Raw genomic sequence first — 20892 nt, 5'->3', positions numbered from 1 at the left:
CGTCCGAGCGCTGACCCGTCCGAGTACCTCAGGCGTCCAGCACGTCACCGAGGCCGTGGAGGTGGGCCGCCTCGAGGTCGTCGAGGGTGACGTCGACCAGCCCGCGGACGACCAGCGCGTCGCCGCCGACGGTGCCGATGTCGGTCAGCGGGACCTCGGCGTCGGCACACAGCTGGGCGAAGGCGCGCACGTTGCGGCTGGTGACCGTCACGACCACCCGGCCCGGCGACTCGCTGAACAGCGCCTGGGCCGGGTCGAGGTCCGGGTCCACGGCCACCTCGACACCGACGGCGCCGGCCACGCACGACTCCGCCAGGGTGACCAGCAGGCCGCCGGCGGAGACGTCGTGGGCGGTCTGCAGCAGCCGCTCGCGGGCCGCGACCTGCAGCACCTCGCCGATGGCGGCCTCGCGGTCGAGGTCGACCGGGGCCAGGCGGCCGCCCAGCGGCAGGTCGAGGAACCGCTGCAGCTCGCTGCCGGCCAGACCGGGCTCGGTGGGTCCGCCGAGCAGGAACACGACGTCGCCCTCGTCCTCGAAGGCGAGCCCGACCGCGTCCTCGGCGTCCTCGAGCACCCCCAGCACGCCGACGACCGGGGTCGGGTGGATGGCGCGGCCGCGGGTCTCGTTGTAGAGGGAGACGTTGCCGCCGGTGACCGGGATGCCGAGCGCCTCGCAGGCCTCACCCATGCCGGCGATGGACTCGGCGAGCTGCCACATGATCTCCGGCCGCTCCGGGTTGCCCAAGTTGAGGCAGTTTGTCGTGCCCAGCGGCCGTGCGCCGGTGCAGGCGACGTTGCGGAACGCCTCGGCGACCACGCGGCGGGTGCCCTCGCGCGGGTCCAGTTCGCACCAGCGGCCGTTGCCGTCGGTGGCGCAGGCGACCGCCTTGCGGCTGTCGGGCAGGCGAACGACCCCGGCGTCGGCCATGCCCGGCCCGAACACCGTGCCGGACAGCACGTGCTGGTCGTACTGCTCGAAGATCCAGCGCTTGGAGGCGACGTTGGGCGAGCGCAGGAACGCCAGCGCGAACGCCGACAGGTCCTCGGGCAGCGCCACCGACTCGGCGTCGACCGCGGCGTAGTCGTCCAGCCAGTCGGGCCGGGCGCGCGGGCGGTCGTAGGTCGGGCCCTCGTCGGCCAGCGAGCGGGCCGGCAGGTCGGCGACCACCTCGCCGCCGCGCTGGAGCACCAGCGCGTCGCCCTGGACCACCTCGCCGATCACGGACGCCGGCACACCCCACTTGGCGGCGATCGCCAGCACCTCGTCGACCAGCGGCGGGGACACGAGGGCCAGCATGCGCTCCTGGGACTCCGAGCACAGGATCTCCCACGACGCCATCGACGGCTCGCGCAGGTGGACGGCGTCGAGGTCCACGTCCATGCCCATCGACGCCTTCGACGCGAGCTCGGCGGTCGAGCAGGCGATCCCGGCCGCGCCCATGTCCTGGATGCCGGAGATCAGGTCCCGCTCGTAGAGCTCGAGGCAGCACTCGATCAGCAGCTTCTCCGCGAACGGGTCGCCGACCTGCACGTTGGGGCGCTTGTCGTCGAGTGCGTCGTCGAACTCCTGGCTGGCCAGCACCGACGCGCCGCCGATGCCGTCGCGCCCGGTGGCCGAGCCGAGGAGGACGGCCACGTCGCCGGCCTGCTCCGCGCGCGCCAGCTGCAGCCGGTCGCGGCGCAGGACCCCGATCGCCAGCACGTTCACCAGCGGGTTGCCGGCGTAGGTGTCGTCGAAGACGGTCTCGCCGCCGATGTTGGGCACGCCGACGCAGTTGCCGTAACCGCCGACGCCGCGCACGACCCCGTCGACGAGGTGCCGCTGGAACAGGTCCGTGGGCCGGGTCCGGCCGGCGCCGTCGGTCCAGCCGCCCGGGTCGCCGAACCGCAGCGGGTCCATCACGGCGATCGGGCGGGCGCCCATGGTGAAGATGTCGCGCAGGATGCCGCCGACGCCGGTGGCCGCGCCTTGATAGGGCTCGACGTAGCTCGGGTGGTTGTGCGACTCGATCTTGAAGGTCACCGCCAGCCCGTCACCGACGTCGACCACGCCGGCGTTCTCGCCGGGACCGACCAGCACGTGGGGCCCGTCGGTGGGCAGGGTGCGGAGGTGGATCTTCGACGACTTGTACGAGCAGTGCTCGGACCACATCACCGAGTACATGCCCAGCTCGGAGACCGTGGGCGTGCGCCCGAGCGTCTCCACGATCCGGTCGTACTCGTCGCCGCGCAGGCCGAGCTCGTGGCCGAGCTCCCGGGCCCGCTCGGGCGTCAGCGTCTCGTCGGCGGGGAACGTGCGGGTCTCGGGCACGGCGGCGCCTTGTCGAGTCGGCGTGGCGTCGGGCGCGAGGAGCCTACTGGCGACCGGGATACCCTCGATCTCCCGCCCACCCGATGTCATCGAGACCGCACATGGATGCGCTCAACACCCTGCGTGCCATCCTCGTCGGCTGCGCGTTCGTGGCCGCCGTCCTGCTCGCCGTCGACGGCCAGTGGGTTCCCGCCGCGGTCCTGTTCGTCGGGATCCTGGCGCACTTCGGCCTGTGGGGTTACCTGCGGGCCCAGAAGCGGCGCGACGCCGAGCAGCAGGGCCTGGGCGACTTCCGCGGCTGACGCGTCCGCGCCGACCGCCGGTCAGAAGATCGACAGGCCGCGGCGCTCGGCGAGCTCGTGCAGGGCGACCTTGCCGGCACGCGAGTTGCCGGACGGGTCCAGCGGCGGCGACCACACGGCGACGCCGTACCGGTCGGGCACCACGCCCATGATCGCCCCCGCCACGCCGCTCTTGCAGGGCAGCCCGACGTCGAAGGCGAACTCCCCCGCGGCGTCGTAGGTGCCGCAGGTCAGCATGATCGCGTTGACCCGGCGGGCCAGCGGGGGGCGCAGGATCTGCCTGCCAGTGGCGGGATCGACGCCGTCGTTGGCGAGGAACCGCGAGGCGCGGGCCAGCTGCCGCACCGTCATCGTCAGCGCGCACTGGTAGATGTAGACGTCGAGGACGTCGTCGACGCTGTTGTCGAGGTTGCCGAACGACAGCATGAGGTTGGCCATCGCGCGGTTGCGCGAGCCGGTGTTGCCCTCGGCGTGCACCACCTTGTCGTCCAGGGCGACCTCCTCGCCGACCAGCTCGTTGACGAGGTCGTGCAGCTCGCGGCGTGCGTCACCGCAGTGGTCGGCGAGGATGTCGTCGACGACCAGCGCACCGGCGTTGATCATCGGGTTGCGCGGCACGCCCTGCTCGTGCTCGAGCTGCACGAGCGAGTTGAACGGGTCACCCGACGGTTCCACCCCGACCCGTCCCCACAGCTCCTTCTTCACGCCCTCGGCCCGGTCGGCCCGCTGCATGGCCAGGACCAGCGCGAACACCTTGGAGATGGACTGGATCGCGAACGGCCGGTCGACGTCGCCGACCATGTGCTCGGTGCCGTCCATGTCGACCAGGCCGAGCCCGAAGCAGTCCGGGTCCTCGTCGCGCAGCGCCGGGATGTAGTCGGCCAGCTCACCCTGCCGGGCGGTCGGCCGGGCGATCTCGGCGATCTGTCGCAGCTCGGCGTCGAGGTCGTTGGACGTGTCGGTCGCGGTCATGGGAGGGCGCCCTCCTGGGCGTGTCGGCGTCGACGCCAAGGCTGGCACGGCGGCCGGGTCACCGCCCCGCCCCTTCCGGACAGGGCACCGCACGCCACCTGCGCGCGCCGACACCGGTGCATGCGGCCGAACGCCGCGCGGACCCTCGGCCCGGCGGGGTTCCGACGAGGCGTGTCAGGCGGTGGCGGCGGCCGCGGCACGCTGGAGCACGCTGCGGAAGAAGCCCTGCCCGTCGCTGCCACCGATCAGCGCCGGGTCGACCGCGTGCTCGGGATGCGGCATCAGGCCGACGACGTTGCGGCCCGGGTTGGTGATTGCGGCGATGTCGCGCAGCGAACCGTTGGGGTTGTGGCCCTGGGCGTAGCGCAGCACCACCTGGCCGTCGGCCTCGAGCTGGTCGAGGGTCGCCGCGTCGGCGTGGTAGCGGCCCTCGCCGTGCTTGGCCGGCACGACCAGGACCTCGCCGCGGTGGTAGTCGGACGTCCAGGCCGTGTCGTCGGCCTCCACGACCAGCGGCACGTCGCGGCAGACGAAGCGCAGGTGCTCGTTGCGCAGCAGCGCGCCGGGCAGCAGGCCGGCCTCGCACAGCACCTGGAAGCCGTTGCAGATGCCCAGCACCGGGCCACCGTCGGCGGCGAACGCGGCGATCGCGCGCATGACCGGCGCCCGGTGGGCGACCGCCCCGCAGCGCAGGTAGTCGCCGTAGCTGAACCCGCCCGGCAGGACGACCGCGTCGACGCCCTTCACGTCGGCGTCGTCGTGCCACAGCGGCACGCCCTCGCCGCCGCACCACTCCACGGCCCGGATCGCGTCCCGGTCGTCGAGCGATCCGGGGAACGTGACGACCCCGATCCGCATCCTCGGCCTCCTGCCACCTCGGCTCCGCGCGGAAGGTACCGCGCGGGCGGACCGGCTCCGTGCCGCGCGCCCGCCCGCGTCCCCGAGAATCCCTCTGGCCGTGACGGCATACGTGGCTGGACTCACGAGCAAGGTGTGGATGCTCTGGCCTGCTCGGCGAACCGGCCACATCCGCCGTGAGTTGCCCTGCGCGGGTCGGACCCACGGGATGCGTCAACCGAGGAGGTCGTCCAGAAAGGTGTTGCGGAAGCGGTGCTCGGGGTCGAAGCGCTCAGCGAGTCCGGTGAAGTCGTCGAGGTGGTCGTAGCGCGACGCATACACGTCGCGGTCGGCGTGTGACACCTTGCCCCAGTGGGGCACCGCGTCAAAGGGAGCCAGGACGTCCTCGACCCGTTCGACAGCGCGATCGACGACCGGCTGGTCAAGGATCCAGGTGAAGTGGAGCGCGAGGACGTCACGTTCGTGCATCGGGCTGAGCCAGAGGTCGTCAGCGGCGATCGTGCGGATCTCGCTGACCTGCAACGCCTCGTCGAGGTCCGGGCCGGCTTTCCAGAGCGCCTCGAGGGCGTCGGCGGCGTCACGTCGATCCACGAACCACTCCGACTGGATCTCCTTGCCCGCGCTCGGTGTGTGACCCAGACGAAAATGCGGCAACCGCTCGTGCCACGGACCGGGGCAGCCGAGTTGTTGCGTGACGGGCTCGGTCGACAGTCCGAGGATCGGGTGACGCGGCCGGGTCGCGCGGGGGGCACCGAACAGCTCGGTCGGGTCGTCTGCAGGGTCACGCATGTCCTTGTGCAGCACGGTCTCGACCACGTCGCCCTGCCAGCGGGTGAAACAGCTCACGCTGTCGGCACCGGCCAGGATCTCGGCGAGGTTGGCGGCAAGTGCGGACCGCGAGAGGTTCACGTAGGCGCGCTGATGTACCGGCTGGGCAGGCACCAGGTCCAACGTGAGGGCCGTGACGACCCCGAGCGCACCGAGGTGCACGACACATCCCGCGAAGATGTCAGGATCGTCGGCCCGGCTGACGGTCACCAACTCGCCGGTCCCGTCCACGAACTCCATCGCCGACACGGCAGCGGCAAGGTTGCGGCGACGCACGCCGGACCCGTGGGTTGCCGTGGCACAGGCGCCAGCAACGCTGATGTGCGGCAACGAAGCCAGGTTCGGCAGGGCGAAACCGTGGTCATGAAGCGTTGGCGCGATGTGGCCATAGGTCGACCACGCCGACACCCGGGCGGTCGCGGAAACGTCGTCGACCTTCACGAACTGCTCCATCGCCTCCAGCGTCACGTGGACCGCCGAGGTGTCCGCCAGGCCGTTGAAGCTGTGGCGAGTCCCCAATGGACGCAGCCTCGGTGTGGTGGCGACCAGCTCCTGCAGCTCCTCGAGCCCGGTCGGCAACCGCACCTCCCGTACCCCATAGGTGAGGTTGCCGCCCCAGTTCCTCCCCCGCTGGTTCACGCCTCGACCCTTCAGGGCAGCTGGCCGGCGTCCAGCGCCATGCCTCGCGCATCACCCTAGCCAGGCAGGTCCGTCGCGGCCGCCCGGCACGTCGTGTTGGCCTACCCGCCTTTCCGGAGACGATCTTGGTCAGCTGACCGACATAGGGAGACAACCGCTGCGGGCTCAACGGGTGATCGCAACACCTCACTGATCGGCGGATAGTTCCGCCGGGAGAGGGAGGTGGGCGAGATGGCGATCGAGGACGTGCCCTACAACCTGACGGCGGAACAGGTCGTGGAGTTCTGGGACGGCTACATGGCCGGACAGACCGTTGCGCAGCTGGCGCGGCGGTTCGGCAAGAAGCACGCGCCGATGTATGAGCGCGTCCAGGCGACGGGCGGGATCCGGCCCACGATCCCGACGCGGGCAGCGCGGCATCTCACGCTTGAGGACCGGGAGGAGATCTCGCGCGGGCTCGCGGCCGGCGACTCGCTTCGTCGCATTGCTGATCGGCTGGGACGTTGCCCCTCGACGATCTCACGGGAGGTCGAGGCCAACGGTGGCCGGCGGCGCTACCGGGCGGCCGCCGCCGACCGTGCCGCGATCAGACGCCGCAGGCGACCCAAGCCGTGCAAGCTCGCTGCGACCCCACAGTTGGCGAAACTGGTCGAGGCGAAGCTCAAGGCGAAGTGGTCCCCTGAACAGATCGCCGGCTGGCTCAAGCGCACCTACCCCGGCCGGGCGGAGCTGCAGGTGTCGCACGAGACGATCTACCGCACCCTCTACGTGCAGTCCCGCGGCGCGCTCAAACGTGAACTGACCGAGCATCTGCGCACGAAACGGCGGATCCGCCGGCCCGGCAACGGCAACCGTCAACGCGCCTCGGGCAGCGGGAACCTGGTCGGGATGATTCGCATCTCCGAACGGCCCGCCGAAGCCGAGGATCGGGCGGTGCCTGGCCACTGGGAAGGCGACCTGATCCTGGGCAAGGGCATGTCCGCAATCGGGACCCTGGTGGAGCGCTCGAGCCGGTTCTTGTTGCTGTTCCACCTCGAGCGGATCAAGTCCGAACACGTCGTGGCCCAGCTGACCCGCCACGTGCAGACCCTGCCCGTCCAGCTGCGCCGATCGGTGACCTGGGACCAGGGCAAGGAGATGGCGCTGCACGCCACCTTCACCATCGACACCGGCATCCAGGTCTACTTCTGCGATCCCAAGAGCCCCTGGCAGCGCGGCACCAACGAGAACACCAACGGGCTGCTGCGCCAATACTTCCCAAAACGCAGCGACCTCAAGCCCTACAGCCAGGCCGACCTCGACGCCATCGCCGCCGAGCTCAACGGCCGTCCCCGCAAGACCCTGCAGTTCATGACACCATCAGAGAAGTTCGCAGAGGCTGTTGCAGCCACCCGTTGAACTCGCAGCCGTTGCGCGTACTTGCCCCCATCGCTGCCGGACTCAACGCCGCGTCAGCGGGGCCAGCCCGCGTCGAGGAGGTCCTGGAGCGGGTCGTCGGCCGCCAGCAACTCCTCGACGTCGTCGCAGCCGCGGGGCCGCAGGCGGGGCGGCAGCTCCCCGCAGGCCTGTCGCTGCAGCTGCGCGGCGCGCAGTTCCTGCTCGCCGGGAATCGGCGCGCCGGGGAAGTCCGGCGCGGCCAGCAGCGCCAGCTGGTGGATCACGGCGGGTGCCGCCGCGGTGGCGTCCTCGAACTGGAAGGCGGCGTTGAGCTCGATCACGAGGCGGCCGTCCTCGAGCCGTGCGGAGGACTCGACGCCGGACAGCTCGAAGGCGGCGATGCGTACGCGCCCGTCGGTGCGGGCCCATTTCCGCAGGCCCGCCAGTGCCTCGTCGTACCCGCCGCCGGCGATCAGGTCGCAGGCGCCCTGCATCGCCCGGCGGGCCGCAGCCCGGGATCCCGAGTCGCCGATGATCTGGCCGCCCTGGAAGCAGGCGGGTCCCTGCTCGAGCTCGTCGGTGGGGCTCAGCTGCGCGGCGCCCCGCTCGATCGTGACCTCGGGACCGCCCGGTGGGCGTCGCTCGGCCGGCGTCAGCTCCGCCCGCCCGAACGTGGCCGTGGCCGCCCAGATCGACACGCCGAGCGCTATCGGCACCAGGACCAGCATCGCGATCACGAACCAACGGTGCAGCACGGGCTCGCCGGTGGGCAGCGTCGGCAGGCCGTCGTCGCGCAACGGCGGCAGGGGCGGCGCCTTCCGGCCGGACGGCGCCTTCCGGCCGGCGGGGTCGCGCGCGTCGTCGCTCACGATGGTCCGAGCGGATTCGTCAGGCGTCGGCGCGCTGATCGTCGCCGATCACCCGCCAGGTGTAGGTCTCGATCACCGGGTTGGTGAGGAAGTCGGCGCACATGCGCGAGACGCGGTCGGCGAGGTCGTCACCGTCGGCGTCCACGTCCAGCTCCAGGTGCTTGCCGATCCGGACGTCGGACACGCCCTCGAAGCCGAGCCCGGGCAGCGCCCGCTCCACCGCACGGCCCTGCGGGTCGAGGATCTCGTGCTTGAGCAGGACGTCGATGGCGACCCGGGGCATGGCGGCACTTTCGAGCGGAAAGGAGCGGGCGGCGCGGTCGCCGCGGAGCCTACCGGCCGGCCCGGACCCGACCGCGCTGCCTTGGTGCTGCGGCCCGGCGCGCCCGCCACCGGCCGGGTGCGGCGGCCCGGACCCGCCCGGGACCGGCAACGTGTGGCAGCCTCACACGCCCCGGACCGGTGAGGTGGGACCGTCGAGCGCCTGCGCGTGGTGGAGGACCACCTCGTCGTCCTGGTGCTGGCCACGGGCGCGCTGGGGCTGGCCGCGCCGCAGTTGGGCGTCGGGCTGCGCGGGGCCGTCACGCCGCTGCTGGCGCTGCTCATGCTGGCGGTCAGCCTGAGCTTCGACCTCGACACGCTCCGGGAGGTGCTGCGCCGCCCGCACCTGCAGGCGCTGGCGACGCTGCTGGTGTACGGGCCGATGAGCCTGGTGGCGCTCGGGCTGGCGGGCCTGCTGTTCGGGGCCGGTGAGCTGTGGGTCGGGATGGTGCTGCTCGGCACGCTGCCGACCGACGTGTCGTCGCCGTTGCTGGTCTGGATCGCCCGCGGGAACGTCGCGCTGGCCACGGTCTCCAACGCGGTGAACACCGCGCTGGCGCCGTTGGTGGTCCCGGCGCTGTTCCTGTTCTACACCGGTGTCGAGCTCGCGGCGCCGCTCGGCGAGTTGGCGGGCGAGTTGGCGCTGGTCGTGCTGCTGCCGACCGTCGTGGGCGTCGCCGTGCGGACGCGACGGCCGCGGCAGGTCGCCTCGCTGGAGCCGGCCCTGTCGGCGACCGCGTCGGTGGCCTACCTGGCGCTGCTGCTGGCCGTTGTCGGCCCGAACGCGGACCTGGTCCTGGCCGCTCCAACGACGGTGGCGCTGGTCGCCGTCGGGGCCGTCGCCCTGAACGTCTGTGGCTACCTCGTCGCCGCCGCGACCCGGCCGCTGCTGCACCGGCGCGGCGACCGGGTCGCGATGCTGTTCACCGTCAGCAAGAAGGAGTTCTCGATCGCGGCGTTCGTCGTGTTCGCGGGCGGGTTGCCGGCCGAGGTCGCCCTGCCGGCCGTCGTGTACGCGGTCGTGCAGATGCTGACCTCGCCCGTGGTCGCCCGCGCGCTCGCCCGCCGGCAGGGCTGAGGGCACCGTTCACGGCGCCTCGCCCCGCGCCGCCACACCCCCAGGCCTTCCGATCGACGACGCTCAGGCACCGCCGCCCGGCAGACCACCGGCCTGCTGGAACAGCACGATCCCGAGCACGATGCCGACCACCATGCCGACGCCGGCGACGATCATCGCGGTGCGGCCGTGTCGATCGCCCTTGCGATGGCCGACGTAGCCCAGTGCGATCCCGGCGGGGCCGAGCAGGATCGGCACGACGAACACGGCGATGATCCCGAGGATGCCGCCCGCGACCGAGAACCCGCGCCCCGCGCCGGTGCCGGACGCCTTCGCCTCGTGCGTGTCGGCCGGCGTCGGGCGCCGGAACTCACCGGTGTGGGTCGAACTCATCGTCTCTCTCCTGTCGCTTCGTGGTCCGTCATCCATCGGGTTCCACCCTGTCACCGCCCGGGCGCCCCTTCGCCCCGACGTCCGGTCGCCCCGGTTCCGCCGTACGGCGGCAACCTTCGGTACAGGTGGTGACCTCCTGCAGGCTTCGACTGTCCGGTGGGCCATTGCCGTGGTTCCCGACCGTCCTGGTCCGCGGCGCCAGCGCACGCGCGTGACGGTTCTCGTGCTGTCCGGGCGCAACTGGCTACCGTCCGCGCCGCCATGTCGACCTCCCGCCGCAATCCGGCCGTGCTCGCCAGCGTCCTGATCGCTGGCCTGGCCGTGCTGCTGTTGGTGACGGTGCTGTGGACGGCCGGGGAAGACGAACTGCCCGTGGAGGAGGCCGCGGCCCCCGACCCCGAGCCGGAGCCGGAGCCGGACCCCGAGCCGGAACCCGAACCCGAACCGGACCCCGTCCGTGGCGTGGTCGACACGGTCGACGTGCAGGACCTGTCGGTCACCGGCACGAAGCTGTACGGCGCCGGCAGCAGCGGCGACGCGACGGCGGTCCTGGACCAGGACGCGACGGACGACTTCGCGGCCGCGATGGTGGCGGTCGTCGACGAGCACCTCGTCGACCTGCAGGTGGGCGGTGACGGGACGCTGGACGGCGACGGGCTGACCGGCGACCTCCAGGTGCTGCGCACGGTCGGGCCGGACGGCGGCGTGGGCAGCATCAGCTACGAGGTGCGCGTCGGGGCCCGCGACCTGCCGGAGTGGGGGCGGGTCGTCGCGACGCTGACGCTGGCCGACGGCACGCAGAGCGTGGCCTCGTTCGTGTTCACGCCCGGCGAGCCGCCGCGGCTGCTGGCGGTGCGCCGATGACCGCGCGCCGGCGGCGTGGTCCGGCCACGCTGGTCGCACTGGTGCTCGCGTGGGGGCTCAGCACCGGGGGCGCCGGGGCGGCGGACCGCTACCTGCTGCCCGAGGGCGACGGCGAGGTGTTGACGTTGCTGCTGCTGGGCTCGGACGAGGGTCCGCCGCGTGGCCCGGATCCGCTGCAGGGCCGCGCGGACGCCTTCCAGATCCTGTTCGTCAGCGCGGACCGTCAGCACGCCACGTTCGTGTCCGTCCCACGCGACGCCTGGGTGAACGTCGCCGGGCGCGGCAACGGCCGGATCAATGGTTGCCTCGTCGGCGGCGCGCAGCGGTGCGTCGACACGGTCGAGCAGGAGTTCGGCATCGAGGTGGACGGCTACCTCGTGACCTCGATGCAGGCGTTCAAGCACGCCGTGCAGGCCTTCGGCGGCGTCACCGTCGACGTCGGCACCCCGGTCAGCGACGGCGGCACCGCGATCACGTCGACGGGCGTGCAGCAGCTGACCGGCAGCCAGGCGCTGACCTACGGTCGCGACCGCAAGAACCGCTCCGGCGGGGACTTCGCCCGCTCGCAGGCGCAGGCGGAGCTGCTGGCCGCGGCGCACGCCCAGGTCGTCGAGCGCCCGAACCCCGACCAGGTGCTGCGCGCCGCCAGCGTCCTGCGCCAGCACACGCTCACGGACCTCTCGGGCCCACAGCTCGCCCAGCTGGCGTTCGAGGCCCTGCGTCTGCCCCCGGACAACGTCCAGCGGGTCCTGGCGGAGGGTGACCACGCCAGCATCGGCGGCGCCGCCGTCGTGCGGCTGCGGTCCTCGGCGTACGCGGTGATCCAGGAGGCGGCGGACGACGCCCGGGTCGGCTGATCGGACGAGCGCCGGTGTCAGGCCGCGGCGGTCTCCGAGGGCGGGTCGACGGCCCGGGCGGTGCGCACGTAGAGGACCGCCACGCCGACCGCCCAGCACCCGAACACCAGCCACGGCAGCGAGCGGTAGGCCGGCTGCTCCGCGAGCTGGTACAGGACCCCGCCGCCGACGTTGCCGAGCACGCCGCCCACCGCCAGGGCCAGCCCGTTGACGCCGAAGAACGACGCCATCCGGTCGGGGTCGGCGAAGCGCGACACCAGGCTGTTCATCATCGGCTGGCACAGCACCTGGCCGAGCGTGAACACCACCACACCGAGGTACAGCGCCGCCGCGACCGGCGCGAACCCGATCGCCAGCAGCCCCCCGCCCAGCAGCAGCGTGCCGAGCGCCATCACGTGGAAGGCGTGCAGGCGCTGGCTCGCCACGCGCGACAGCGGCACCAGCGTCACCACCATCACGACCGCCCCCACCGCGTACACACGCCCGAGCTGTGACGCATCGGCGAGCAGGTCCCCGGCCCGCACGGGCACGGCGAGGTACAGCTGCGTCACCAGCGCCCAGGCCCCACCGGTCACCCACGTGAAGTGGACGAAGGCCCGGTTGCGCACGACCTCGCGCAGCGCGGCGACGAAGGAGCGCGACACCCGCTCGGTCCGGCGCAACGCGGGCAGCCCGAACCACGTCAGCACGGAGGTGGCGGCGAACAGCCCGGCCGATACGAAGCAGACCCAGCGGAAGTCGTAGGTGAGCAGGAGCCCGCCCACGACGGGTCCGAGGATGAACCCGCCGTTGGAGAGCAGCTCACGCACCGAGTAGATGGTCACCCGGTCGGCGTCGTCGGTCAGGACGGCATAGGTGGCGTAGCTGGCGGGGTGGAAGAGCGATCCGCCGAAGCCGGCCAGGACCGAGCCGACGAGGAACACCGCCACGCTGTCGGCGACCCCGAACAGCCCGAACCCGGCGGCGCGGATCAGCACGCCCGCGCAGATCGCGTTGCGGTAGCCGATGCGGTCGGCCAGCGCGCCCGACCACACCATCAGACCCTGCTGGCTGAAGCTGCGCACGGCCGCGATGACGCCGACGACCGTCGCCGACAGCGCGACGTTCTCCAGCAGGTGGTAGGCGAACAGCGGAATCAGCAGGTAGAAGCCGACCGCCATCGCGAACGTGTCCGCGAACATGACCCAGAACGGCAGCGGCAGGCCACGCACCCGTCGCCAGTTGGCACGCAGGCGCCGACGTCGGTCGCCGCTCATGCGCGCTCGGCCCGGTCGAGGGCACGCAGCGCGAGCGCGACCACCAGGGCAGCGCTGAGGAACGGCACGAACGTCCAGAAGGCGACGAGCACGGCGGCCAGCAGCACGGTGAAGACGACCATCAGCAGCGTCAGCGGCGCGAAGCGGATGGCGGCGTTCGCGGCCATGGCGAGCGCGGCCCGAAGGGACAGGTCGGGGTGGCGGCCGAGCAGCGGCACGAGCCACAGGTGCAGCCCCAGCCACAGCAGGCCGAGCCCGCCGGTGCCGCCCAGCAGCACCGTCGCCACCCCGGCCGGCCGGGTCGAGAGGAAGAGCGCGTTGACCGCCAGGACGGCGCCGACGGCGCCGCTGACGACGCCGAACGGCAGCGTGCGCCGCCACGTCAACCGCCAGCCGGCCAGGGCGTTGCGGACCATCCGGTCGTCGCCGTGGCGGAACCAGGCGTCGACGCTGTGTGCCAGCGCGACGGCGGCCGCGAACCACGTCACCACCGGCAGGACGAGCACGAACCACACGAGGTTCGCGAGCACGAGGTTGACCGGGTGCTCGAGCCAGCCGAGCACCCGGGTCTCCCAGCGTTCGCCCTTCACGGGCGCAGCGTCACCCACTAGCGCGTCCAGGTCACCCGGTGGGTGCCGGCCGGCACGTGCAGGCGCACGCGGCCGTCCTCCGGGACGACCGCGACCCCGTCGGCACGCACGCTGACGGGCGCGTCGGCCGTCACGGTCACCTCGACGTCCGTGTCGGCGCTGACGTCCACGCCGACCTCGTAGGCGTCCCAGGTCACGAAGACGGACGCGGTGGCGGAGGCGACCACCTCGCGGCCGCCCCGCGCGACGCGGGTGCCGTGGGCGACGCCGAGCACCTGGCGGCCGTCGGCCTGGGCGGCCACCGCGGCCGCGCCAGTCGCGGAGACGTCGCCGGCCGTGGCGCCGGCGGCCACCTCGAGGAGCACCACCTCGACGTCGCTGCCGCGCTCGATCCTCACGGCCTGACCTTCGCCGTCCACGTCCAGCGCGGTGACGTGCGACGTGTCGGGGTCGTGGTCGTCACGCGCGTCCAGGACCGCGAGGAACGTGGCCTCGCGGGCCGGTCCGGCGTGGACGCGCAGGGTCTGCTGGACGCGCCGGATCTCCAGGCTCGGCGTGCTGGCGGTCGGGTTGGCGTAGATCTCGGTCTCGCCGATCTCCGTGTCCAGCGCGTCGGGCCGCACGTGGTGGACGTCGAGGCGGGCCCGGGCCTTGCGGATGCGGTGCAGGCGCTCCGCATCCGCGGTCGCCGGGTGGTCGCTGTGCAGCAGCCACGTCCAGGTGCGGTCGGCGTCGGCGGCCAGTCGGTCGAGCAGCACGGTGTGCCCGAGCGGGCTGAACCACAGGTGCCGGTCGACCTGACGCACGCCCAGGGCCGGTTCGTACATCGCGGCCGACTCCCCGACCGCGTGGACGTAGCCGGCGCCGGCCGCGTGCGACCGGATGCGGGCCTGGTGCTGGTAGGGCAACTCCTTGTAGACGTGGTAGCGGTCCTCGTTGACGAAGCCCTGCCCGTCGACGAGGACGAGGTTGTGGTTGGCGGCCCGCTTGCGGTTGGCATAGCCGTCGTCGATGGCCAGGAACGCGTCCCGGCTCAGCAGCACGAACGCGTTGGCGTCAGGGTGGTGGTGGCCGGCGTTGAGCGTGTCCCAGCCGTCCTCGTCCTTGAACCGCTTGGCCCGCTCCCAGGCCTTGTGCCCCCCGCCGGGGCTGGCCTTGAACGACACCATCGTCGCGTCGCGGTCCCACCCGGTCCTGGCCACGACCAGCCCGAGGTCCGGGAAGTACCGCTGGGTCGGCAGGTCCCGCACGTCCTGCTCGGGGACGGTCGGGTCGTACCAGAGCAGTTCCTGGAACGCCTCGGGCATCACGCCCGGCTTCACGCCGGACTCGTAGGCCTCGCGCCAGAAGCCGCGCTCGGCGACCTGCCGGGCCAGCCACTGCGCCTGCGGGAGGCGGTACTTCTTCGCCAGCAGGTAGTAGAAGGCGACGGAGTGGCCGCTGCGCCGGTCGTGGCAGTCGCCGTGGTTGACGATCTCCTCGAGGTTCGGCGCCGCCTGGTAGAGCCGGTACCAGAACGTCTCGCGCAGGTACGGGCTGTCGGGGAACAGGTCGGTGCCGGTGGCCTGCTCGAGCACGTCGAGGTAGGTCGCGATCCACGGCACGCCGTAGCGCCAGTAGACGACGCCTTCGCAGTTGGAGCCGTCCTCGGGCAGCAGTTCGAGGACCTTGCGGAAGTTCTCCTCGGCGCGCTTGGTCCACTCGCGCGCCTCGGGGTGGCGGTCCTGCAGGGCGTAGCCGGCCGTCGCCAGGCCCGCGTAACAGATCCAGTTGTGGTTCTGCCAGTAGGAGCTGGACCACCAGCCGCCCTCGGACTCCACGGCGAAGTCGTACAGCCGCTGGCCCTGGAGCAACAGCTTGGCCTCGAGCTCCTCGCGTTCGGCCGCGGGCAGCCGGTCACCGATCCAGGAGTAGGCCAGCGAGAGCCCGTACGACAGCCAGCCGGCGTCGAGGTCGTGGTCGGGCATGTGCGCCTTGCCCCAGTGGGGATAGCGCGCCGCGGTGAAGATCCACCGGCGGGCCTCGTCGAGGTAGTGGTCCTGGTCGGTCAGCAGGTGCAGCAGCGACAGGTTCGCCGCGGCCGGCCCGAAGAACGTGATGCTGGCCGTCGGGTGCTCGGCCGGTGGCTGCTGGTGGCGGTACCAGTCGGCCTGCTCGTACAGGCGGCGGAACTGGCTCGCCCGTACGTCGCGGATCTCCTCGCGCAGCCGTTGGAGGCGACGCCCGGGCAGCAGCAGCTTGGAACGGTCGACGTCGGTCATCGGTTCACCACCAGGGTCGGGCGCAGCGAGGTGTCGCCGCGTTCCTTGGAATAGCTGTCGACGTTGGCGTCCTGGCCGGCCGGGTCGCCCACCACCAGGGTGACGGTGCCGTCGGTGCTGGCCCGCACCGCGTCGGTCACGTCGACGCGGAAGCGCTGGACCGCCTCGAACGGTCCGGCCATCGTGAACTCACCGACCTTCGTCGCCGGCGTCAGGGTGGTGACCGGGGCGCTGTCCCAGGTGAGGGTGTCCTCGGACCAGCCCGTGTCGTCGATGGCGTGGACCTCGAAGGTGAAGGGCGGTTCGGTCGCCGTCGTGGCGTTGAGCTTGGCCGACAACTCGAGGACCGCACGGTCGACGTCGGCGGGCGCGTCGACCTCGAAGCGGTACCACACCAGCCGCTGGATCGAGCCGCTGGCGTTCTGCTTCCACTTCAGCAGGCTCGCGTCGCCGTACGTCGTCGTTGGCTGGCCGTTGTCGATCATCGAGTCGTCCGTCGGCGCGACGACCTCGGCCTGCGGGTCGGGGTCCGGCTCGGGCTCGGGCGTCTCGTCGATGCGCACGTCCTGGCCGTTGCCGCGGATGACGTTGCGTTCGATCGTCAGGTCCTCGCCGGCGGCGACCCACAGCCCGCCGGTGTTGCCGGTCACGCGGTTGCCCGTGATCGTGACGTCGGTGGGGATGCCGGCGCCGACCCCACCGGCGTTGGCGTCACCGGGGTCGACGGCCAGGCGGATGCCCCAGAACCCCGGGGCCCGGTTGCCGCTGACGACGTTGTCGCGCACGACGGTGCCCGGGGCGTTGAGGACCAGGATCGCGTCGGCGCGGTCGGGTGACGCGGTGCCGGTGATCGTGTTGCGTTCGACCAGCGTGTCCGGCGAGCCCATGTGGATCTTGATGCCCTCGCGGTTGCCGCTGATCACGTTGCCATGGATCCAGTTGCCGGGACCCGAGGCGTCGTGGTTGGACGGCGGGCTGCCACCGGTGTTGCCCAGTGCGATCGCCGCGGCCGCGCCGTCGCGGACGTCGTTGCCACGGACCTCGTTGAGGTACTCGTCCTCGCCGTGCAGGTCGATGGCGTCGAGCACGATCTCCGTGAACGTGTTGTCGGCGACGAGGTTGTTGTGGGTCCAGAACTGCAGCAGCACGCCGTGGCGCAGGTGCGGCCCGACGAACGTCGAGTCGCGCACGACGTTGTGGCGGCTGTCGTTGGGGAACCCGAGCCGGTCGGTCTTCGGGATCCCCTGGATCGACACGCCGTAGCCCTGGCCGCCACCGCCGACGCCGGTCGCGTCGCGGAAGGTCGCGCGCTCGACGACGACGTCGCTGCTGTTCTCGATCCGCACCCCCATCCGCTCGAACCGTTCGACGACCACGTCGGCGATCAGGACCCGCTGACTCGGGCGCGTCGCCGCGTCGGTGAGGAAGATCCCGTACTGCGGCCCCCCGCCGGCGTCGGTCGCGCGGTGGTCGGTGGAGAACGGCCCGTCGAAGGTCGAGGTCACGGTCAGCCCGCTGACCTCGATGTCGTTGACCCCGTAGCCGCGCAGGACCTTGCCGGCACCGTCGACGCTGGACAGGTGCGAGCGCAGGATCGTCGCCTCGGGGCCCGCGCCGCGCAGGGAAACCCCGCTCCGCAACGCCACGTTCGACGAGCGGTCGCTCGGCATCGTCGACACGAGGTCGTAGGTGCCGGCCGGTAGGACGACCTCGTCGCCGGGCTCGGCGGCCTCGATGGCGGCCCGCAGCGCCGGCGCGTCGTCGTTGCCGTCGTCGGCGGGGTCCGCGCCGAAGTCGGTGACGTCCAGGCTGCGTCCCGTCGTGGGGGCCGGCGCCTCGGTCGCGCGTGGGCTGCCGTCGGGTTCGGTCAGCCCCGGCACGGTGTACGGCTCGGCGTCGGGGTCCGGCTGCGGCACGTTCCCGGCCAGTTCCTCAACGACCGCTCCGTCGGGGTGCGGGGCATACACACGCACCTCGGTGACGCTGTTCCAGCCACTGTTGGTGTTGCCGTAGCCGAGGTAGCGCACGTAGCGGGCGTCGAGACCGTCACGGGGGTCCACGTCGTCGAAGGCGACCGGTTCGAGGTCGATCGCCTCGCCGGAGGAGGCGCGGTCGTCGGCGACGGTCTGCCAGGAGGCGCCGTCGGTGGAGACGGCGATGCCGAACAGGGCCTGGCGTTGGTCGCCCTGGTGCCAGGCGATGCCGAGGTAGCCGACCGGCCGCACGCTGCCGAGGTCCACCGTCAGGTGTTCCGGGTCGGCCGGGTCGAGCGTCTGCGCCGACCAGCGGGTGGTGAGGTCGCCGTCGAGGACGTTCTCCGGGATGTTGCCGTCACTGGAGGTGGCGGTGACCTCGACGACCTCCCACGCCTGGGGCGGATCCGCCGCCACGGCCGCCGTGCCGGCCAGTGGCAGCAGCGCCAGCAGTGCGACCAGCACGATCGTGGACAGGCGGATGGTGCGGCGTGTCACGGGACAGCTTTCCGTCGGTGCGGGCGGGCGGTGGGTCACAGGGGCTGGTGATGGGTGCTGCCGGCGGCCGTGCGGACCACGACGCCGTCGGGCTCGAGGTGGACGGCGACGACCGCGTCGCGCTCGGCCTCGCCGGCCGGCTGCCAGACGGTGCAGAACCGGGCGTGGTGGCCGCGGACGGTCCAGTCGATGCCAGTGGCGCTCGTCATCGGGTCGTCGGCGGGCCCGGGCAGCGGGACGGGGCGGCACACGGCGTCCGCGTCGGTCACGTGCCAGGTCGCGAGGTCCCCGGCCGGGTCGTGCCACCGGATCGCGAACCCGTCCTCGGTGGCACGCAGCGTGACGGGTACGGCGGGCCGGAACTGCAGCGTGAGCTCATGCGCGTCCGTGCCCTTCACCTCGGCGGACGCGAGTTCGACGACGTCGAGCAGCCAGCCGCCGTGCAGGTGCAGCGTGCGGCTGGCACGGACCCCCGGGTACGCGTCGTCGGCGGACGCGACGACCGTCACCGCGTCGCCGCGCACGTCGAAGCGTTCGAGACGGCCGGTGCACTGCTGCTGGTCGCGTCCGTCGACCCGGAAGGTCGGGTGCGCGAGCGTGCTGCCGTAGTGGTCGCGCATGCCGCTGGCGTAGGGCGTGATGCCGGCGTCGGGCTGCCAGGCCGCGGCCGACTCGACGTACAGCGCGAGCTTGTCGAGGTGGCCGTGGGAGCCGCCGTGCGGGCCGTGGTCGAGCAGTGCCCGCCAGCTGCCGTCGCGGCCGCGCAGGACCGTGTAGCCGACCTCTTCGAACAGGTCGCAGGGCCCACCGCCGGCCAGCGCCGGTAGGTCCGCCGGCTCGCCGTGCAGCCAGCCGGTCAGGCGCGTGTCGAGCCGGTCGTCGCGCTCGCCCAGCGAGGTCCGCGCGGCCGAGGCCAGCGGATCGAGACCGTCGACGCTCGCGAGCTGACGGCCGATGGCGACGACCTCGAGGACCTCCTGGTCGGAGACGTCGCGCCGGTAGGGCGAGTCGTGCAGGGCGGGCAGCCGCCCGTCCGGTGCGGCGACGGCGGGCAGCACGGCCAGCATCCGCGCGAGCCGGTCGCGGACCGCTGCGGGCACGGCGGCCACCTCGATTCCGCGCATCGACAGCAGGTACGCCCGCAGCACGAACACGTGGTAGTAGGTGGCGCCCTCCCACTCCCAGCCGTCGGCGCCGGTGGCCGCGAGCACGTGGGCGTACTGGCCGTGCTCGCCGAGCAGCCAGGGGCCACGCGCCGCGTCGCCGCCGGCCAGGTGGGACGCGACGGCCCCGGCCGCGTTCAGCCACGCGGTGTAGTTGTTCGGGAAGTCGGCCCGGTCGTGCACGAGCACGTCACGGGCCTCGATGACGTTGACGGCCACGTCGGCGGCGAAGCGGGCGATGCCGGTGGCCAGGTCCGCGTCCACCAGATCGGCGTCGCGCAGGGTCCACAGCCCGTGGCCGACGTTGGTGGCCCAGATGGCCTCGGTGAGGGCCTGGTGGAACAGCTTGCCGCGCAGCATCCACGGGGCCGCGTCGGCGTTCCAGTCGCCGGTGCCGGCGCCGGCGTGGAGCCCGAGCAGTCGGACCGCCAGCGCCCGGGCCGAGACGCCGGCGTCGGCGTCGCCGGCGGCCGCGTCGCGGGCGAGCACCCGCAGCCGCCGTGCCTCGGCCTGGTAGCGGTACACCAGCGCGGCGCTGTCGAACGGTTCGCCGGCCAGCCGGCAGCCGTGCGGACAGACGTGCTCGCGCGGGTCGTCGACGTCCGGCGCCAGCAGTTCGGTGTGGTGCACGGGACAGACGTACGCGTGCCACCAGCCGCCGCGGCGCGGCGGCTGGTGGCCGGCACTGCCGGGAGAAGGAGCAGCGCCGGAGCGGACGGTGTCGGCCGTCACTTCATCAGGAGGCCGCCGTTGACCTCCAGCACCTGGCCGGTGACGTAGTCGGCCAGCGGCGACACCAGGTAGAGGACGGCACCGGCCACGTCGTCGGGCGTGCCCTCGCGCTGCAGCGGCACGCCGGCGACGATGTTGCGACGGGCGTCGTCGGGCGTGAAGGTGTCGTGGAAGGCGGTCTGGCCGATGAAGCCGGGCGCCAGGGCGTTCACGGTGATCCCGTCACCGGCCAGTTCCTTGGCCAGGCCGCGGGTGAAGCCGTGCACGGCCGCCTTGGCGGTCGCGTAGGCGACCGAGCCGGGGCCGCCACCGTTGTGGCCGGCCAGCGAGCCCATGTTCACGATGCGGCCGCCGGCGCGCTTCAGCGACGGGATCGCGGCGCGGCTGACGAGGAAGGCGCTCAGGACGTTCACGTCGACGACCCGGTGCCACAGTGCGGTGTCCATGTCGGCGATCGGGCGCCGCTCGACGAGATGGCCCGCGTTGTTCACGAGGATGTCGAGGTCACCGCCGAGGAACTCGAGCGCGTCCGTCACCAGCCGCTCGACCTCGTCCTCGCGGGTCGCATCGGCCTGCATGGCGGCGGCCCGGCGACCGGTCTCCTCGATGTCGGCGACGGTCTGCTTGGCAGCGTCGGCGCTGTTGGCGTAGTGCACGACGACGTCGGCGCCGGCCTTTGCGAGTGCGATGGCGACGGCACGGCCGATCCCGTGGGCGGCGCCGGTCACCAGCGCCCGACGGCCGGTCAGGTCGATCTGCATGGGTGCTCCT

At 72.6% G+C, this 20892-nt stretch carries 18 protein-coding genes; 5 read left to right on the top strand and 13 right to left on the bottom strand.

Annotation, left to right across the window (positions count from 1 at the left end; translation table 11 throughout):
• Positions 1-28: 28 nt before the first annotated feature.
• Complete coding sequence (gene purL, locus ACERM0_RS20770) at positions 29-2311, bottom strand: phosphoribosylformylglycinamidine synthase subunit PurL (RefSeq protein WP_373680554.1); 2283 nt, start codon at positions 2309-2311, stop codon at positions 29-31.
• A gap of 101 nt (positions 2312-2412) precedes the next feature.
• On the opposite strand from purL, the gene ACERM0_RS20765 reads away from it, so the two are divergent.
• Entirely contained in the window at positions 2413-2613 is a 201-nt protein-coding gene (locus ACERM0_RS20765) for a hypothetical protein (RefSeq protein WP_373680553.1), read from the top strand.
• A 21-nt stretch (positions 2614-2634) separates the two neighbouring features.
• On the opposite strand, the gene ACERM0_RS20760 is transcribed toward ACERM0_RS20765, so the two are convergent.
• The 3 genes from ACERM0_RS20760 to ACERM0_RS20750 form a co-directional block, all read right to left on the bottom strand.
• Positions 2635-3585 (bottom strand): glutaminase, encoded by a 951-nt coding sequence (locus tag ACERM0_RS20760; RefSeq protein WP_373680552.1) that lies wholly within the window; start codon positions 3583-3585, stop codon positions 2635-2637.
• Positions 3586-3759: 174 nt separating this feature from the next.
• The gene (gene purQ / locus ACERM0_RS20755; RefSeq protein WP_373680551.1) at positions 3760-4443 is read right to left on the bottom strand and encodes a phosphoribosylformylglycinamidine synthase subunit PurQ; all 684 of its coding nucleotides are present in this window, start codon (positions 4441-4443) and stop codon (positions 3760-3762) included.
• Positions 4444-4656: 213 nt separating this feature from the next.
• Positions 4657-5910, bottom strand: a complete 1254-nt coding sequence (locus ACERM0_RS20750) for an FAD-binding protein (RefSeq protein WP_373680550.1) — start codon at positions 5908-5910, stop codon at positions 4657-4659.
• Between the two features lie 231 nt (positions 5911-6141).
• Between ACERM0_RS20750 and ACERM0_RS20745 the strand changes: the two genes are divergently transcribed.
• Positions 6142-7308, top strand: a complete 1167-nt coding sequence (locus tag ACERM0_RS20745) for an IS30 family transposase (protein ID WP_373680549.1) — start codon at positions 6142-6144, stop codon at positions 7306-7308.
• Positions 7309-7361: 53 nt separating this feature from the next.
• Here ACERM0_RS20745 and ACERM0_RS20740 read toward each other — a convergent pair whose 3' ends face one another.
• Positions 7362-8156, bottom strand: coding sequence for a hypothetical protein (locus tag ACERM0_RS20740; protein ID WP_373680548.1), 795 nt, complete (start codon positions 8154-8156; stop codon positions 7362-7364).
• 19 nt (positions 8157-8175) lie between these two features.
• On the bottom strand, positions 8176-8439 hold the full coding sequence (gene purS / locus ACERM0_RS20735; RefSeq protein WP_373680547.1) for a phosphoribosylformylglycinamidine synthase subunit PurS: 264 nt from the start codon (positions 8437-8439) through the stop codon (positions 8176-8178).
• Between the two features lie 210 nt (positions 8440-8649).
• Here purS and ACERM0_RS20730 point away from each other — a divergent pair, with 210 nt between their 5' ends.
• Positions 8650-9555, top strand: coding sequence for a bile acid:sodium symporter family protein (locus ACERM0_RS20730; RefSeq protein ID WP_373680546.1), 906 nt, complete (start codon positions 8650-8652; stop codon positions 9553-9555).
• A gap of 63 nt (positions 9556-9618) precedes the next feature.
• On the opposite strand, the gene ACERM0_RS20725 is transcribed toward ACERM0_RS20730, so the two are convergent.
• Complete coding sequence (locus ACERM0_RS20725; protein ID WP_373680545.1) at positions 9619-9927, bottom strand: hypothetical protein; 309 nt, start codon at positions 9925-9927, stop codon at positions 9619-9621.
• Positions 9928-10188: 261 nt separating this feature from the next.
• Here ACERM0_RS20725 and ACERM0_RS20720 point away from each other — a divergent pair, with 261 nt between their 5' ends.
• Together ACERM0_RS20720 and ACERM0_RS20715 are read left to right on the top strand one after the other, a co-directional pair.
• Positions 10189-10791 carry a hypothetical protein gene (locus ACERM0_RS20720; RefSeq protein WP_373680544.1) on the top strand — a complete coding sequence of 201 codons (603 nt, stop codon included), beginning with the start codon at positions 10189-10191 and terminating at the stop codon, positions 10789-10791.
• Positions 10788-11648 carry an LCP family protein gene (locus ACERM0_RS20715; protein ID WP_373680543.1) on the top strand — a complete coding sequence of 287 codons (861 nt, stop codon included), beginning with the start codon at positions 10788-10790 and terminating at the stop codon, positions 11646-11648. The genes ACERM0_RS20720 and ACERM0_RS20715 overlap by 4 nt, the downstream gene beginning before the upstream one ends.
• A gap of 17 nt (positions 11649-11665) precedes the next feature.
• On the opposite strand, the gene ACERM0_RS20710 is transcribed toward ACERM0_RS20715, so the two are convergent.
• From ACERM0_RS20710 to ACERM0_RS20685, 6 genes are read right to left on the bottom strand one after another with little or no spacing between them, the layout of a single operon-like run.
• Entirely contained in the window at positions 11666-12904 is a 1239-nt protein-coding gene (locus ACERM0_RS20710) for an MFS transporter (protein ID WP_373680542.1), read from the bottom strand.
• Positions 12901-13494: a DUF624 domain-containing protein gene (locus ACERM0_RS20705; RefSeq protein ID WP_373680541.1), complete on the bottom strand. Its 594-nt coding sequence runs from the start codon at positions 13492-13494 to the stop codon at positions 12901-12903. Before ACERM0_RS20705 ends, ACERM0_RS20710 begins: the two co-directional genes overlap by 4 nt.
• A gap of 17 nt (positions 13495-13511) precedes the next feature.
• Positions 13512-15755 carry a DUF4962 domain-containing protein gene (locus tag ACERM0_RS20700; protein WP_373680540.1) on the bottom strand — a complete coding sequence of 748 codons (2244 nt, stop codon included), beginning with the start codon at positions 15753-15755 and terminating at the stop codon, positions 13512-13514.
• Positions 15752-18226, bottom strand: a complete 2475-nt coding sequence (locus ACERM0_RS20695) for a DNRLRE domain-containing protein (protein WP_373680539.1) — start codon at positions 18224-18226, stop codon at positions 15752-15754. Before ACERM0_RS20695 ends, ACERM0_RS20700 begins: the two co-directional genes overlap by 4 nt.
• Positions 18227-18261: 35 nt before the next feature.
• Positions 18262-20121, bottom strand: coding sequence for a heparinase II/III family protein (locus tag ACERM0_RS20690; protein WP_373680538.1), 1860 nt, complete (start codon positions 20119-20121; stop codon positions 18262-18264).
• Positions 20118-20882 carry an SDR family NAD(P)-dependent oxidoreductase gene (locus tag ACERM0_RS20685; RefSeq protein ID WP_373680537.1) on the bottom strand — a complete coding sequence of 255 codons (765 nt, stop codon included), beginning with the start codon at positions 20880-20882 and terminating at the stop codon, positions 20118-20120. Before ACERM0_RS20685 ends, ACERM0_RS20690 begins: the two co-directional genes overlap by 4 nt.
• Positions 20883-20892: the final 10 nt, after the last annotated feature.

It is taken from the genome of Egicoccus sp. AB-alg2 (assembly GCF_041821065.1).
GTDB lineage: Bacteria > Actinomycetota > Nitriliruptoria > Nitriliruptorales > Nitriliruptoraceae > Egicoccus.
The sequence above is the reverse complement of the archived record's forward strand: the minus strand, read 5'-3'. Positions and strand labels throughout refer to the sequence as shown.

Excerpts from the sequence above, each read along its gene's own strand:
- ACERM0_RS20765 (WP_373680553.1), top strand. The coding sequence starts at position 2,413 with ATGGATGCGCTCAACACCCTGCGTGCCATCCTCGTCGGCTGCGCGTTC.
- ACERM0_RS20760 (WP_373680552.1), bottom strand. The coding sequence starts at position 3,585 with ATGACCGCGACCGACACGTCCAACGACCTCGACGCCGAGCTGCGACAG.
- purQ (WP_373680551.1), bottom strand. The coding sequence starts at position 4,443 with ATGCGGATCGGGGTCGTCACGTTCCCCGGATCGCTCGACGACCGGGAC.
- ACERM0_RS20745 (WP_373680549.1), top strand. The coding sequence starts at position 6,142 with ATGGCGATCGAGGACGTGCCCTACAACCTGACGGCGGAACAGGTCGTG.
- purS (WP_373680547.1), bottom strand. The coding sequence starts at position 8,439 with ATGCCCCGGGTCGCCATCGACGTCCTGCTCAAGCACGAGATCCTCGAC.
- ACERM0_RS20725 (WP_373680545.1), bottom strand. The coding sequence starts at position 9,927 with ATGAGTTCGACCCACACCGGTGAGTTCCGGCGCCCGACGCCGGCCGAC.
- ACERM0_RS20720 (WP_373680544.1), top strand. The coding sequence starts at position 10,189 with ATGTCGACCTCCCGCCGCAATCCGGCCGTGCTCGCCAGCGTCCTGATC.
- ACERM0_RS20715 (WP_373680543.1), top strand. The coding sequence starts at position 10,788 with ATGACCGCGCGCCGGCGGCGTGGTCCGGCCACGCTGGTCGCACTGGTG.
- ACERM0_RS20710 (WP_373680542.1), bottom strand. The coding sequence starts at position 12,904 with ATGAGCGGCGACCGACGTCGGCGCCTGCGTGCCAACTGGCGACGGGTG.
- ACERM0_RS20700 (WP_373680540.1), bottom strand. The coding sequence starts at position 15,755 with ATGACCGACGTCGACCGTTCCAAGCTGCTGCTGCCCGGGCGTCGCCTC.
- ACERM0_RS20685 (WP_373680537.1), bottom strand. The coding sequence starts at position 20,882 with ATGCAGATCGACCTGACCGGCCGTCGGGCGCTGGTGACCGGCGCCGCC.